At 44.3% G+C, this 12,905-nt stretch carries 10 protein-coding genes; 3 read left to right on the top strand and 7 right to left on the bottom strand.

Annotation, left to right across the window (positions count from 1 at the left end; translation table 11 throughout):
* Positions 1-4 precede the first annotated feature (4 nt).
* The 4 genes from mobA to L2748_RS01885 are packed head-to-tail and all read right to left on the bottom strand — an operon-like array spanning position 5 to position 2,907.
* On the bottom strand, positions 5-607 hold the full coding sequence (gene mobA / locus L2748_RS01900; RefSeq protein ID WP_220779846.1) for a molybdenum cofactor guanylyltransferase MobA: 603 nt from the start codon (positions 605-607) through the stop codon (positions 5-7).
* Positions 608-650: 43 nt separating this feature from the next.
* Positions 651-1,385: an energy-coupling factor ABC transporter ATP-binding protein gene (locus L2748_RS01895; RefSeq protein WP_220779848.1), complete on the bottom strand. Its 735-nt coding sequence runs from the start codon at positions 1,383-1,385 to the stop codon at positions 651-653.
* 5 nt (positions 1,386-1,390) lie between these two features.
* Positions 1,391-2,098: an ABC transporter permease gene (locus L2748_RS01890; RefSeq protein ID WP_220779850.1), complete on the bottom strand. Its 708-nt coding sequence runs from the start codon at positions 2,096-2,098 to the stop codon at positions 1,391-1,393.
* Positions 2,095-2,907, bottom strand: a complete 813-nt coding sequence (locus L2748_RS01885; protein WP_220779852.1) for an ABC transporter substrate-binding protein — start codon at positions 2,905-2,907, stop codon at positions 2,095-2,097. Before L2748_RS01885 ends, L2748_RS01890 begins: the two co-directional genes overlap by 4 nt.
* A gap of 275 nt (positions 2,908-3,182) precedes the next feature.
* Between L2748_RS01885 and L2748_RS01880 the strand changes: the two genes are divergently transcribed.
* Both L2748_RS01880 and L2748_RS01875 read left to right on the top strand, forming a co-directional pair.
* Entirely contained in the window at positions 3,183-4,568 is a 1,386-nt protein-coding gene (locus L2748_RS01880; RefSeq protein WP_220779862.1) for a sigma-54-dependent transcriptional regulator, read from the top strand.
* 28 nt (positions 4,569-4,596) lie between these two features.
* Complete coding sequence (locus L2748_RS01875; RefSeq protein WP_220779854.1) at positions 4,597-6,735, top strand: sensor histidine kinase; 2,139 nt, start codon at positions 4,597-4,599, stop codon at positions 6,733-6,735.
* Positions 6,736-7,672: 937 nt separating this feature from the next.
* On the opposite strand, the gene L2748_RS01870 is transcribed toward L2748_RS01875, so the two are convergent.
* The 3 genes from L2748_RS01870 to L2748_RS01860 all read right to left on the bottom strand — a co-directional run bounded on the left by L2748_RS01870 (position 7,673) and on the right by L2748_RS01860 (position 10,480).
* The gene (locus L2748_RS01870; RefSeq protein WP_220782620.1) at positions 7,673-8,131 is read right to left on the bottom strand and encodes a GNAT family N-acetyltransferase; all 459 of its coding nucleotides are present in this window, start codon (positions 8,129-8,131) and stop codon (positions 7,673-7,675) included.
* Positions 8,132-8,253: 122 nt separating this feature from the next.
* The gene (locus tag L2748_RS01865; protein WP_220782619.1) at positions 8,254-8,913 is read right to left on the bottom strand and encodes a 7-cyano-7-deazaguanine/7-aminomethyl-7-deazaguanine transporter; all 660 of its coding nucleotides are present in this window, start codon (positions 8,911-8,913) and stop codon (positions 8,254-8,256) included.
* Positions 8,914-9,136: 223 nt separating this feature from the next.
* On the bottom strand, positions 9,137-10,480 hold the full coding sequence (locus L2748_RS01860; RefSeq protein ID WP_220782621.1) for an isochorismate synthase: 1,344 nt from the start codon (positions 10,478-10,480) through the stop codon (positions 9,137-9,139).
* Between the two features lie 464 nt (positions 10,481-10,944).
* On the opposite strand from L2748_RS01860, the gene L2748_RS01855 reads away from it, so the two are divergent.
* Positions 10,945-12,897: a TonB-dependent receptor plug domain-containing protein gene (locus L2748_RS01855; RefSeq protein ID WP_220782618.1), complete on the top strand. Its 1,953-nt coding sequence runs from the start codon at positions 10,945-10,947 to the stop codon at positions 12,895-12,897.
* Positions 12,898-12,905 lie beyond the last annotated feature (8 nt).

Here is a 12,905-nt window from a genome sequence, read left to right as displayed (position 1 = left end):
ACCTCTAGTGATTTTCTTCATTCGCTATGGCATCGCCTAGCAGCTGTTTTTGTTCTGGTGTGTTTACGTTGACAAACGCATTGGGCTGATCGGCAAACTCAGCGACGACATAGTGGTGCTTGGCATACCAAAAGTCGATTTTGCGCTCTCCGGCATCTAAAAAGGCTTTCATCGATGCACGTAAACTCGGCTTTAGCAACATAACCACAGGTTGCTCGCGCTCGCCGTCGCTTGCAACTGCAAGCTCAGCATCTTCAGCCGTTAATTTCGCTAGCATTCTAGCGACTAAATCTGTTGGTAACAGTGGGCAATCGCAAGGAACAACCAATAAATAATCGGCGTCAGTTTCGCTCATTGCGGTGATCATGCCGGCAAGTGGCCCTAAATAACCGCTGTCTTGGTCACTGAACACTTTAAAACCAAACTCAGAATAACGGTTTTGGTTACGATTTGCGTTGATCAGGATCTCCTTAACTTGAGGTTGTATCCTGTCAATTGCATGTTTAATCATTGGCTGATCTCTCAGCTCGACTAAACCTTTGTCGTTGCCACCCATGCGTCTGGCCATGCCGCCAGCAAGGATGACGGCATCAATTTGTGCTGCCATTACTGTTACCCTAATAATTTTTTACTGAAAATTGCCAATGTAACTATCCAACCGATACGTGCAAACTTGCTGAAAGTTCAACTTGAGTTTGTTCAACCTCTTTCAAGGTGCTGACGTTGTCGGTGGTGATGGTTTTGTCGTTTACCAGCCAAGCATAATCGCATACTTTGGTTAACATACAAGTCTGATGGCTACTTATCAGCATGCCAGTGCCTTGTTGTTTTAAGTCGGTGATCATTTGCAGCACTAGGTGCTGTGAGTGTTTGTCCATATTGGAGGTGGGTTCATCCAGCATTAATAGCTTAGGTTGGATAATCCAAGCTCTAGCAATGGCTAAACGTTGTTTTTCACCGCCAGATAAACTCGAGGCAGCTTGGGTTAATAAGTGACGCAATTGCGCCTTATCAATCGCCTGCTCGGTACGGGCTTTTAGCTGCTCTTTATCTGCGGTTAAAAACCTAAGCGGATAGGTTAGGTTATACAGCACGTTGCCTTCGAAAAGGTAAGGATGCTGGTGTAAATAAAGGGCTTTACCGGTAATCGACTTACTGCGCCACCAAGGGGCGACGCCAAAACCTTCGGCGTAAATTGCGCCTTTAGTTGGTTGATAAAAGCCTGCCAGTAACTTCATGAGTGTGGTTTTACCACAACCGTTATCACCTTGTAGGTGGATAACCCGGTTTTGCTCAAACACTAATTTAGTCGCGCTAAAAAGATGCTTGTCTTCAAAGCGCATGTCGATATCTTTTGCGATAATTTTTGCTGTATTGGTGGTCATACTGACTAATGACTCCTTGGCTCAGCTTTGCCTCTAAGCGTACCTAGAGCAAAGTTTAAAATGAGCGCTAACACGAGTAGCACCAAGCCCAGTGCGATAGCTTGGGCAAAATCACCTTTGCTGGTTTCCAATGCGATAGCGGTTGGAATATTTCGTGTCACCCCAGCAATGTTGCCACCTACCATCATTGAGCAGCCAATTTCAGTCAGAATACGACTAAAAGCAGCCACAATAGCTAATAATAGTGGAACTTTAAGCTCTCTGCAGACGGCCCAAATAGCACTTAATGCCGGGGCGCCTAAGGTACGCGAGGTTTCCCATGCGCGACGGTCTACACTGGTAAAGGCGGCTTGACTCATTGCGACTAACACCGGTGCACAGATCATCATCTGCCCCAATATCATGCCCTGTTGGGTAAATAGCCATTTTAAATCGCCAAGAGGCCCCATGCGTGTCAGCAGTAAATAGACCAAAAGGCCAATTACAACGGTGGGAATAGACTGCAGAGTCTGGATAAGATTGGTGACTAACCAACGGCCAGGAAAACGGGTAAAGGCCAATAGAAAGCCCAGCACCATAGAGGGCAAAAGCGTGATCGCTAACGCCGCAAAAGATACTGCAAAAGAAACGGAAATAATGGACCACACTTCGGGGTCCAATGAAAACAGCAGGCTTAACGCCTGCTGTATAAGGGCTAACCAGCCTTCATTCATTCGCTATATGTTGCCTTGAACAATTGTTCTCCCTGAACCTTGTAATTGTTGATCATGCCTTGCGCTTCAGCGCCGATCAGCCAGTCACTTAGTGCTTGAGCACCTTTGTGATTAAGCGTTGGGTACTTGCTTTCGCTGATTAGGATGATTTGGTACGGGTTAGCAAGTGCTGCGCCGCCATCGAAATCAACTGCTAGGTCTATTTTACCCGAATAAGCAACGAAAGTACCACGGTCAGATAGTGTATAAGCCTCTAATTCGCTAGCCATTAGTAGGGTTTTTCCCATACCTTGACCAACTGAAGTGTAGCCTTTGAAATCTGGAGTGATTTTAGCGTTTTTCCAGATAAGTAGTTCTTTCATGTTGGTGCCTGAGTTGTCACCACGAGAAATGAAAGGTACGCCTGATTTTTCAATTTTAGCAAAGGCTTCTTCAGCAGTTTTGCTTGAACGAATTTTAGCTGGGTCATTCTTAGGACCAAGAACAACGAAATCGTTTTCCATAATGCCACGTGGTAGACGGCCGTAACCTTCTTCAACAAACTTAGCTTCAGCACCTGGAGCATGAGTCATTACTACGTCAACATCGCCTTGACGAGCAAGTTTAAGCGCCTTACCAGTACCTGTTGCAATAACCTGTACTTTGTAGCCTGATTCAGCTTCAAATTTTGGTAGTAGGTTCTTTAGTAGGCCTGAGTTTTCAGTACTAGTCGTTGTAGCAAGTTTAATGACTTCATTAGCTTGAACTGGCATACCTACAAATAGTGCTGCGGTAACCGCAAGACCAATAGCGCGTTTAAGGTTTAACATTGTTGCTCCTATGGAAAATAAAATAGGCGTCTCGATTCCTGAGGGCCTGAGTAAAATCGAATCCCCCCATTAAAAGCAAGTTTGATGCCATACTTAGAATGTGTTATTTGAGTTCACACTTGTATCTTTAGTGTGATCTATATCCCGCTGAGAGCAGAAAAGTCACAGACATTATGTCCCAAGATCGCGATTACATGGTTCATAGTGACCTATTTTGACTAGTTAGGTGTTAGACTGATTGCATAATGAGTCAAATTGTCCCGCGAGCAGACAAGCTGGGACAGAGAATAAATAATATGAAGCCACTTCCTTCCGCTGTATCTGTATTGATTGTTGATGATGAGCCAGGCATGCGCAGCTTTTTGAAAAAAGCTTTGGCCAAAAAGTTTGCTCTAGTTGAAACAGCATCGAGTGTTGAAGATGCTGAGCAGTTACGTTCGCGTTGTCATTTTGATCTGTTGATTGTCGATATTCGTTTGCCAGGCCGCTCAGGTATTGAATGGCATGAAGCGCTAAATGATCAAGAAAGACGTTCAGACATCATCTTTATGACAGGTTACGCCGATATGGATGTGGCGATTAAAGCGCTGCGCGCTGGCGCTTCTGACTTTATAATGAAACCTTTTCACCTTGAGCAGATGATGAAAGCGGTCGATCGCTGTATTGAGCGTCGTTTGCTTAAGCGTGAAAACCTAATGTTACGCCGGGAAGTATCGTTCAACCAGTCGTCGACTATTATTGGTCAAAGTGATGCCATGACGGAGGTGAAGCACGTGATTGAACGTGTGGCACCGACTAATGCCGTGGTGTTAATTGAAGGCGAATCAGGCACAGGTAAAGAACTGGTTGCCCGTCAGTTGCATATCCTTAGTGGCCGCCAAGGCCCATTTGTACCGGTTAACTGTGGCGCTATTGCGCCAGAACTGCTGGAAAGTGAGTTATTTGGTCACTCTGCCGGAGCATTTACTGGCGCGAAAGGTAATCGAGAAGGCTTATTTAGCTTTGCCTCAGGTGGTACAATCTTCCTCGATGAAATCGGTGAGATGCCGCTGAAGATGCAAACTGCATTACTGCGGGTGCTTGAGCAGCGCACTATTCGTCCTGTGGGTAGCGAAAAAGAGATCAATATTGACGTGCGGGTGTTAGCGGCAACCAACCGTAAGCTTTCTGAAGAAGTCGAAGCCGGTAACTTTAGACGCGATCTATATTACCGCTTGAATGTGCTTGATATTGTTATCCCACCACTACGTGAGCGCCCAGAGGATATCGTGGAGCTGACGCATCATTTTACTTGTCAGTTAGCTGCAGAGCTGGGTGTAAAAGAAGTGGTTTGGAGCCATGAAGATTTACTTAAGCTGCAACAACACGAGTGGCCAGGTAATATCCGCGAACTGCGAAATATGATTGAACGCTGTATTTTACTGGGTAAGCCACCTGCTGAATACTGGAAGGTTCAACCTAAAAGCGAAGCGTCAGGCGAGTCTGGTTATCCACTGCAATGGGCGTTAAAAGATGTTGAGCGTGACCATGTAACCCGAGTCGTTGATCTGCATGGCGGTAATAAGTCTGCCGCCGCAAGAGATTTAGGCGTGTCGCGTAAAACACTCGATCGTAAATATAAAGAGTGGTTCGGCGGTGAGACTGATAAAGAAGAATCCTAATTAGATAATCGCTCGAAGGGGAGTTTAGGTGTCGTTTTTTTCCAATATGTTTGGTGTTAGCTGGCAACAGATGCAGGCTAAGGTGCGTTATCGCATCTTGATTTTAACCTTGTTGCCGATTTTGCTAACCCTGGTGAGCTTGGTATTTATTACCATCTATTGGAATATTAGCTACACGGGAAAACAGCTGTTTATGAAGGTCAAAGCTGATTTGACCGTGGCAAACAGTACCCTGATTACTGTGCAAGATAACCAAGAGAACCAACTTGAATTGGTGATGGAGTCTTGGCAGTTTCAAAATGACTTTAGGCAAATGGATAAGGACCCTGATGCAGAGCGTAATGACTTGCAGCTGGTGCTTAGCAAAGCCAAGAAAGAACTGAATTTAGACTTTTTACGCTTAGTGAGTGTATCTGAGGCGGCTGCCGATCCTGATCTTAGGCAGATGCTGCCACATATTGATGGTGCAGAGCCATTTTCAGGCTTGATGGTACTTGAACCTAGCCGTTTGGCGCGTATCGACCCTGAGCTGGCAGACAGAGCAAAAGTGACGGTCATTAAGACGTTACGTGCTCAGGAGCCGAGCAAGCAGGAAGAAAAGCGCGGCTTGCTGAGCCGCAGTTTATTGCCAGTAACGAGCCAAGATGGCAATGTATCTTGGTATCTAGACGGTGGCATTATGCTCAACCGTGATACTCGCATTGTCGACCATATTCGTGACTTAGTGTACGACAAAGGCACATTACCCGAGCGTTCTATCGGTACTGTGACCATCTTTCTCGATAGCATCCGTATTAGCACTAACGTGCCGCTACACTTCTTTCCTAAAGGCAAAGACCTACAAGGTCGAGCACTAGGCAGTTTAGTGTCGTCTGAGGTGCGCGAAAAAGTCTTGAATCAAGGTCTATTATGGGTCGATCGTGCCTTTGTGTTTAATGACTGGTTTATTTCGGCTTACTCGCCGTTAGAAGATATCAATGGCAAACGCATCGGTATGATTTATACCGGCTTTTCTGAATCGCCATTTATCCACAATTACTTGCTGAATATTATTGAGTTGGGCACCATTTTGATGCTGGTACTCTTGGTGTCGGGTTGGCTAGTTTACCGCGGTGCTTATAGCTTATTGCAACCAATTGAGCGTATTCACCATGTGGTTAAAGCGGTGCAGTCTGGACGCAACTTACGCATTGGCTCTTTAGGTTTAGACAGCGACAACGAACTGTCTAATTTGGCGGAGCAGTTTGATCGCATGCTAGATCTATTACAGCGCCGTAATAGCCAAATACAAGCAGCGGCAGAGCAACTTGAAGTCAAAGTGGAAGAGCGTACTCGCAGCCTGCAAGAGAAAACCGAAGAGCTACAAGCAAACGTTGTCTTACTTAACGAAACGCGTCAGCAGCTGGTGATTAATGAGAAGCTCACTGCGCTGGGCGAGTTAACCGCAGGTATTGCGCATGAGATCAATAACCCAACGGCGGTGATCTTAGGCAATATGGAGCTGCTTAAGTATGAGTTAGGCGATCGTGCTGAGGATGTTGAAGAAGAGATTGAGCTGGTGATCCAGCAGGTGGGTCGTATTAGTACGATTATCCGCAGCTTGCTGCAATACAGCCGTCCGGGTGAGTTTAATGCACCACTAGAGATGCACCAGATCACGCCGATTATCGAAGAGATGTTGGTGCTGGTACGTCACTCAATCCAGAAACAACAAGTTGTCCTTAACCAAGAGCTTAACGCTAGCTATCCAATTCAAGTTAACCGTCCGCAGTTACTGCAGGTGTTGATTAACCTGGTGGTCAATGCTGCGCATGCGATGGATGGCAAAGGTCAGATCTGGATCCGCACTTATGATTGGGTGCAAAAAGACGAACCTGTTGGGGTGAAAATAGAAGTTGAAGATGAAGGTAAAGGTATCCCAGAAGAGGAGCTTAATCGCATTTTTGACCCTTTTTATACCACTCGCAAAGATGGTACAGGTTTAGGCTTGTCGCTTAGCTACGGCATTATTAAGCGCATTGGTGGCACCATAGAGGTGAGCTCTACCGTGGGCAAGGGCAGCTTGTTTACCATTGGCTTGTATCATAAGGCGATAGAAGATCAGAGCAATACCCCTTATGAAGGCTTACAGTTAACAGGTAAGCATTCAGATATGTCGCGAGACTAATACCAATTAGTATAAGAAGTTGATCTACTCAGAGCGATTTTGGCAATCTAATTCAAGGCGAATAACTGAAAGAATGTTTGCTCCCTTGTGAAGTTATTCAACGCAGAAGTAGGCAGCCAAAAACGCTCCAGAATGGCGAGTTTTAGCGGCTCTGATACTGCGTTAACAAGCTTAAACGTAGAATAACTATGCCCTTCACTCGTTGCCTTGTCTCAGTGCCGCTAAATTCTCGCTGAGCGACCAAATCTTTATACTAATTGGTATAAGACTCGCTAAAACTTTCGATAGCAGCAATAGCATCAATAGCCTCTATTGGTGCTTTTTTGTGTGTGCGGTTTATTTTAGGCAAAAAAATAGCCGGGATATTATCCCGGCCACAAAGAGTGTGTGAGCAATGTCGTGCTAAATACAAATAACAATAAGTCTCTAATGCTATTTGTATTTTAAAAACTCTAAACTTGCAGGAGATGAGATGCCTTTAAGTTAACAGCGAGTTCGGAACGCATGTAAATAGTAATCATTATCATTTAAACTTGCAAGTTAAAAATACTTGATAGTACATATAAATTTGCCTTCATAAAATTTAACACTTAATAAACAATTGGTTAGCGTGGATTTACCTAAGAAAGTTTACTTTTTACTTACGTTATAACTGAGCAGGTCACTGATTTTTAGGCAAAAAAAAGCCGGGAAAAAATCCCGGCCACTTAAGAGTGTGTGAGCAATGTCGTGCTAATACCGGTAATTCCATCAGTCATTACAGGTATAAAAAACTCATTGGCAAATAAAGATGATGAGAACTTTATTTGTTAACCCGAGTTCTGGAACGCAAGTTAACAATAATCATTCTCATTTAGATTTGCAAGCTTTATCGCACAATTTTTTCACATTTTATTAAGCTTATTTACTTTGATGCTGTTGTATCAAGGTGATAAAACTAAACCTGCTTTTGTAGATGCAGCTTATTCTGGCTGTGATTTTGCGCATCACTCACCATAGCCGTGATTTGGTACTGACTGCTAATAAGCATGTTTAACATGGCTGGGAAACAATTACGGGTTTTAACGTCAATGCGCTGGTAGCCTTGCTCTTTAGCCCATTTTTCTTGGTATTCAAGTAAGCTCTTTGCTAAGCCAAGACCACGGAAATCTGGTGCTACACCACCTAACCAGCTATAGAACACGTTATCTTCAGTTTGGTAACCCAATTTAAAGCCGGCAATTTCACCTTCAACTTTGGCAAGTAGCAATAATGCAGGTCCAGCAAGTAAACGCTGGCTAATTTCTTGGTTAGCATAACCTTGCTCAAACTCGGGGATTGCAGTGTAAACAGTTTGGATTAGCGCTAGCACTTCAGGCGTAAACTCTGTTACGGCTTCAATTTCAATGGTGTACATTTGCAGATTCTCAATAACTTCGCCAGTTCACCCATTAACACAACCAAACCATTGGCTGAAAGGTGAACGAATTGGCGAAATTATAACAGGTCTGTCCAGTTGTTGTTAAGCGCTAACTAGTATCAGGTGGCGCTTTTGCGAGCAGTGTCTTGTAAGATCTTATCTTGTAAGAACTTTAATAGCAGACCGTAGGCAGGTAAGAATAAGCCTAAACTGACAATTAATTTAAATCCGTAATCTACAGTGGCAATCTCAGGCCAGTGCGCAGCCATAAACTCATCAGTCGAGGCATAGAAAGCTAAGGCAAAGAAAACTATGGTGTCGATAAGGTTACCTACGACAGTTGATGCTGACGGCGCAACCCACCAAGATTTAGTTTCTCTAAGCTTAGCAAAGACAAAAATGTCCATTAGCTGACCGACTAAGTAAGCGGCAAAGCTGGCAAATGCGATACGGAATACAAAGCTATTGAACTCGAGTACAGCTTCAGCGCCTTGGAAGCTACCTTGATGAAAAATCACGCCCATCAAATACGAGATAACTAGGGCGGGCAACATCGCAAGGAAGATGATTTTTCTCGCGGCTTGTTGGCCAAATATACGCACTGTAAGGTCAGTTGCTAAGTACACAAATGGAAAGCTAAAAGCCCCCCAAGTGGTGTGAAAGCCAAAGATTTGAAACGGGAGCTGTACTAGGTAGTTGCTGGCGCAAATAATAACAATATGAAAGCTGGCTAAAAGCAGCAATGCACGGCGAAGCTGTGCGGGTGTCAACATTAACATCTTGTGGCCTTTTTAGTTAAATCGGGCGGGGTTAGGGAACCCGCAATAGCGACAAACGCTATAATTTTGCAATTTTGGTTAATAACTGGATATTTGTCCCCAAGTTTGGGGCGGCAAATTATAGACAAGATTTTTGTTTGAGCAAGCGGAAATCTCGACGGCAAGTAAAGTTTTGCCGTCGAGCAGAATTAAACTATTGATTTTATTTAGTAGGGCTAAAGCGTTAGAGCTCAGTCAAAATGGATAAGATAGTCTTGAGCTTGTTTTCCAATTCAGTCCACTCCTTGTCGGCTTCTGAGCCTGAAACGATACCTGCACCGGCAAACAAATTGATGCGACCTGGTTCAATGAGAGCACTGCGGATCGCCACGGCGAATTCACTTTCATACTTATTGAAGTAACCGCAAGCACCTGCATACCAGCCTCTGACGTAACCTTCTTGTTGACGAATAAAGTTCATTGCTGAATCTTTAGGTAAGCCGCCGACTGCCGGAGTTGGGTGTAATGCTTGGATAAGTTGAAAATCATTTACCCCCGCTTTTAGTTCGGCACGAATCGAGCGGTGTAGATGCTGAATATGACTGAGCTTAAACACAGTTGGTGTTTCTTCTGCACCGACATAATTACTAAGTGGATTGAGCACATTAACTATGTGTTGGCGCACTAGCTGGTTCTCGTGACTATTTTTGGTGTCGTCTAATAGTTCTTGAGCCAGCGCTTTATCTTCTTCTTGGTTGAGACCACGCACGGTTGTCCCTGCCAGTGCTTCAGTGAACAATTCACGTTGGCGGCGACGATATAAGCGCTCTGGTGTACAAGAAATAAAGGCACTATCAGGGCTGAACTGAAATCCAAACTGGAAGCTATTGGGATTACGTCCTTGCCAGCAAGCCAGCAGAGTCCAGGGATCGACTTCTTCATTGATCTCTAACTGAGTGAGCCGTGACAGCACGACTTTTGGCGTATCCTCAATAAATTTAGGGTGGGTTACGCGATTAACCAATTCGTGCCAACGATGCTTATCGGGTCGGTCGCTGCGGCCCATTAATGCGACTTTGTTCGGCGGGGCTAAGGGTTTTGGTGCGTCGAGGGCTTGCAGTGATTGCAATGCATTGTCAATTTCAACACTGAGTTCATTTTCGGTGAAATTGAGGTTTACCAATAGCTTGAACTCATTACCGCTGCGGCGTAACTCTATTCTTGGCAGTACAAAATGTGCTTTGCCAAACTCTTTCCAGCTTTCATTGCGACGGTCGAATGCCACACCGCCATAGTAACGAATCTCTTGATTACTACTCAATGAGCGTTGTTTTTGATATTCAAGCGATAGGGCTATGTCGTCAATATCATCGCCAAAGAAAAAGTCTTTACAGCAGCCGATAGCGGCGATTTCTTCAGTGTCACGACCTTTCCAATACACTCTAGGGTAAGTTGTTTGTGCCGCTAACCAAGCAATAACTGGGATCGGCGCAACCGCCACAGACAGCTGTACTATTGGGTCACTGTTAGGTTGAAGCGTGAATGATTTGATTTTGTCGGTTAAGGACTTAATAGCTTGAGGTAGCATGGGGATGGTCAATAAGTACTCCAAACAAATATCATTAGGGCCTGCTTAGAGGAGCGACCTCTAACCGGGATAAATCCATCGCACTTTGGTAATAAGAATCTTTACCACAAAGTAATAGCCTGAGCATACAGTGTCAAGTTGATCACTCTACCTATGTGAGCTCTCCCTGAGTAAATCACAATATGGCTTGTTCTTGGCCATCGAAGCTTAAGAAACCTATACGAAGAATGACCCAATAACGATGATTATTACAGTTTAGCCCTATTTTGCAGGATGTGATTTAGATGTCCCCTTTTGTCCTTAAGTAGCGCGCGGTGGGTCAAACTGTCCTTAGTTGCTATTGACGTCTTTTCCTATTATCCAAATTAGTCGATCTAGGTTTGTTTTATGGTTTTATTTGCTTGAGCGCTAGCCAGTGCTCTTTAAAAATAGCGCGAAATATATCGTTAGGATGATGAAACTAGATGAAAAAACAACAAAAAGTGCTGAGAGTGTCTAGCTTAGCGCTAGCTATGAGCTTGGCTTATCAAGTTCAGGCTGACGAAATTGAAAGAGATCCAATTCTTGATGTGACCGACGTTATTGTGGTGCACGGTGAGCGCGCTTCGGTAACAGAAGCGGCGACGACTCATTGGAGCGTAGACGCGGAAGAAATTAAGGCTTCTGGTGCACAGAGCTTAGATCAAGTGCTGGAAAACGTACCTGGCATTTATGTGCGCGTAGGTGGTGATTCTACTCCTCGCGTGGATATCCGCGGCCTAAAAACACGCCACATTACTTTCTTAATTAACGGCGTGCCTGCAAGCAGTACTGAAGACGGTCAGTTTGACCCAAGTGTTATTCCTACTAACCAAATTGCACGTGTTGACGTGTCAGTCGGTCCTACTTCTGTTCTGTACGGTCCAGGCGGTAGTGCGGGTGTCATTAACATCATTACCAAGCAAGGTGATGCATCACCTTCGCTGTCGGGTAAAGTTGAATCTGCACCTGACAATACTCTAAATGCTGATATCAGTGCAGCAGGTTCGGGTGATAACTGGCAAGGTATTATGAGTGTGACTCATCAAGAAACTGACGGCACGCCAATGCCTGATGATTTTGAAGACACTCGCAATCAAGTTGGTGATATACGTTTTAACTCTGACAGAAAATTAACTAACTATTACGCTCAAGGTAGCTACTTCATCAACGATTCAACTAAGTTAATGGCTAACTACACTCAGCGTGATGGCGTGTGGGGTAAATCACCGACTGTTGACCGTAAGAAAACCCCATCAAGAATTGAAGACTTCAATGAGCAAAGCATGCAGCTTGGTGCGGCTCATGAAATCAGCGAAAAGTATGTTGTTCGTGGTTTTGTTTACTACAACCAAACAGATATGGTTGAAAACTTTTATAACCATAGACTGAATAACCTCAATAGCATTGTTGAAAGTTCTTCTAAAGTCAGTGGTACCAATATCCAATTCATTAGTGAATTTGATTATGGCGCGGTATTAACTACGTCAGCCATTGTTGAAAAACAAGATTGGTCATCGCATACCACTTCATTACGTAGTCTGGTAAGAGGCAATGGTAGCGGCGGTGGTACAGGTGGCGGTCAAGGTGGCTCAGGCGATATCGACGAAAGTTTGATGGTTTATACCGGTGCTGCAGAGTACCAATATCAAGATGACGGTACATATGGCTACAGCATAGGTGCTGCGGTACATAATTACGATCTTGATGTTAACAGCGAAACAGACTTCTCGGCGCAAGCATCGGCATTTTATCAAGTTACAGACTCAAGCCGCATCCATACAGGTTTAGCCCGCAAAGTTCGCTATCCATCGATCAGCGATCTATACGCACCTAACAGCGGTAACGTAAACCTAAAAGCGGAAATTGCTAACCAGTTCGAATTAGGTCTACAGCAATCTCTGCCTTTCGACACTCAATTAGATATCAGCAGTTACATCACTGATGCCAATGATTACATCGCTAAAGATGATAACAACCAAGAGCAAAATATTGGTGACTATCGTTTTATGGGTGTTGATTTGCAAATGACAAATCGTTATTTCGATAGTCTAGGGTTAACGTTTGCCTATAGCTACATTGATACCGAAGATCGTGCTACCAATGAGCGTTTGCAATACCGTCCTGCTCACAACTTGCGCCTGCAAGCCAGCTATGACTTCTCATTTGGTTTAACGACACGTTTAAATGCTGAACGCGTAATCGACCAAGTAAATGGTAAAGGTGTTGAGTTAGATAATTATACCTTAGTTGACCTAAGTGTGAGCCAGAAGATTTGGCAGGACAACCTAGAGCTATACGTTCGCGCTACAAACCTATTTGATGAGCTTTATTATCAAAGTGACTTTATGCCACAAGCAGGTCGCCAAGTGTTTGTTGGTATTAACTGGCAGCTTTAGAGCTTTCG

Origin of the sequence: Shewanella sairae, from assembly GCF_023283535.1 — a bacterium.
In the GTDB taxonomy this organism is placed as follows: domain Bacteria; phylum Pseudomonadota; class Gammaproteobacteria; order Enterobacterales; family Shewanellaceae; genus Shewanella; species Shewanella sairae.
The sequence above is the reverse complement of the archived record's forward strand: the minus strand, read 5'-3'. Positions and strand labels throughout refer to the sequence as shown.

Bases quoted from the DNA above. Each gene is read 5' to 3' on its own strand.
- mobA (WP_220779846.1), bottom strand. From the start codon at position 607: ATGGCAGCACAAATTGATGCCGTCATCCTTGCTGGCGGCATGGCCAGA.
- L2748_RS01895 (WP_220779848.1), bottom strand. From the start codon at position 1,385: ATGACCACCAATACAGCAAAAATTATCGCAAAAGATATCGACATGCGC.
- L2748_RS01890 (WP_220779850.1), bottom strand. From the start codon at position 2,098: ATGAATGAAGGCTGGTTAGCCCTTATACAGCAGGCGTTAAGCCTGCTG.
- L2748_RS01885 (WP_220779852.1), bottom strand. From the start codon at position 2,907: ATGTTAAACCTTAAACGCGCTATTGGTCTTGCGGTTACCGCAGCACTA.
- L2748_RS01870 (WP_220782620.1), bottom strand. From the start codon at position 8,131: ATGTACACCATTGAAATTGAAGCCGTAACAGAGTTTACGCCTGAAGTG.
- L2748_RS01865 (WP_220782619.1), bottom strand. From the start codon at position 8,913: ATGTTAATGTTGACACCCGCACAGCTTCGCCGTGCATTGCTGCTTTTA.
- L2748_RS01860 (WP_220782621.1), bottom strand. From the start codon at position 10,480: ATGCTACCTCAAGCTATTAAGTCCTTAACCGACAAAATCAAATCATTC.
- L2748_RS01855 (WP_220782618.1), top strand. From the start codon at position 10,945: ATGAAAAAACAACAAAAAGTGCTGAGAGTGTCTAGCTTAGCGCTAGCT.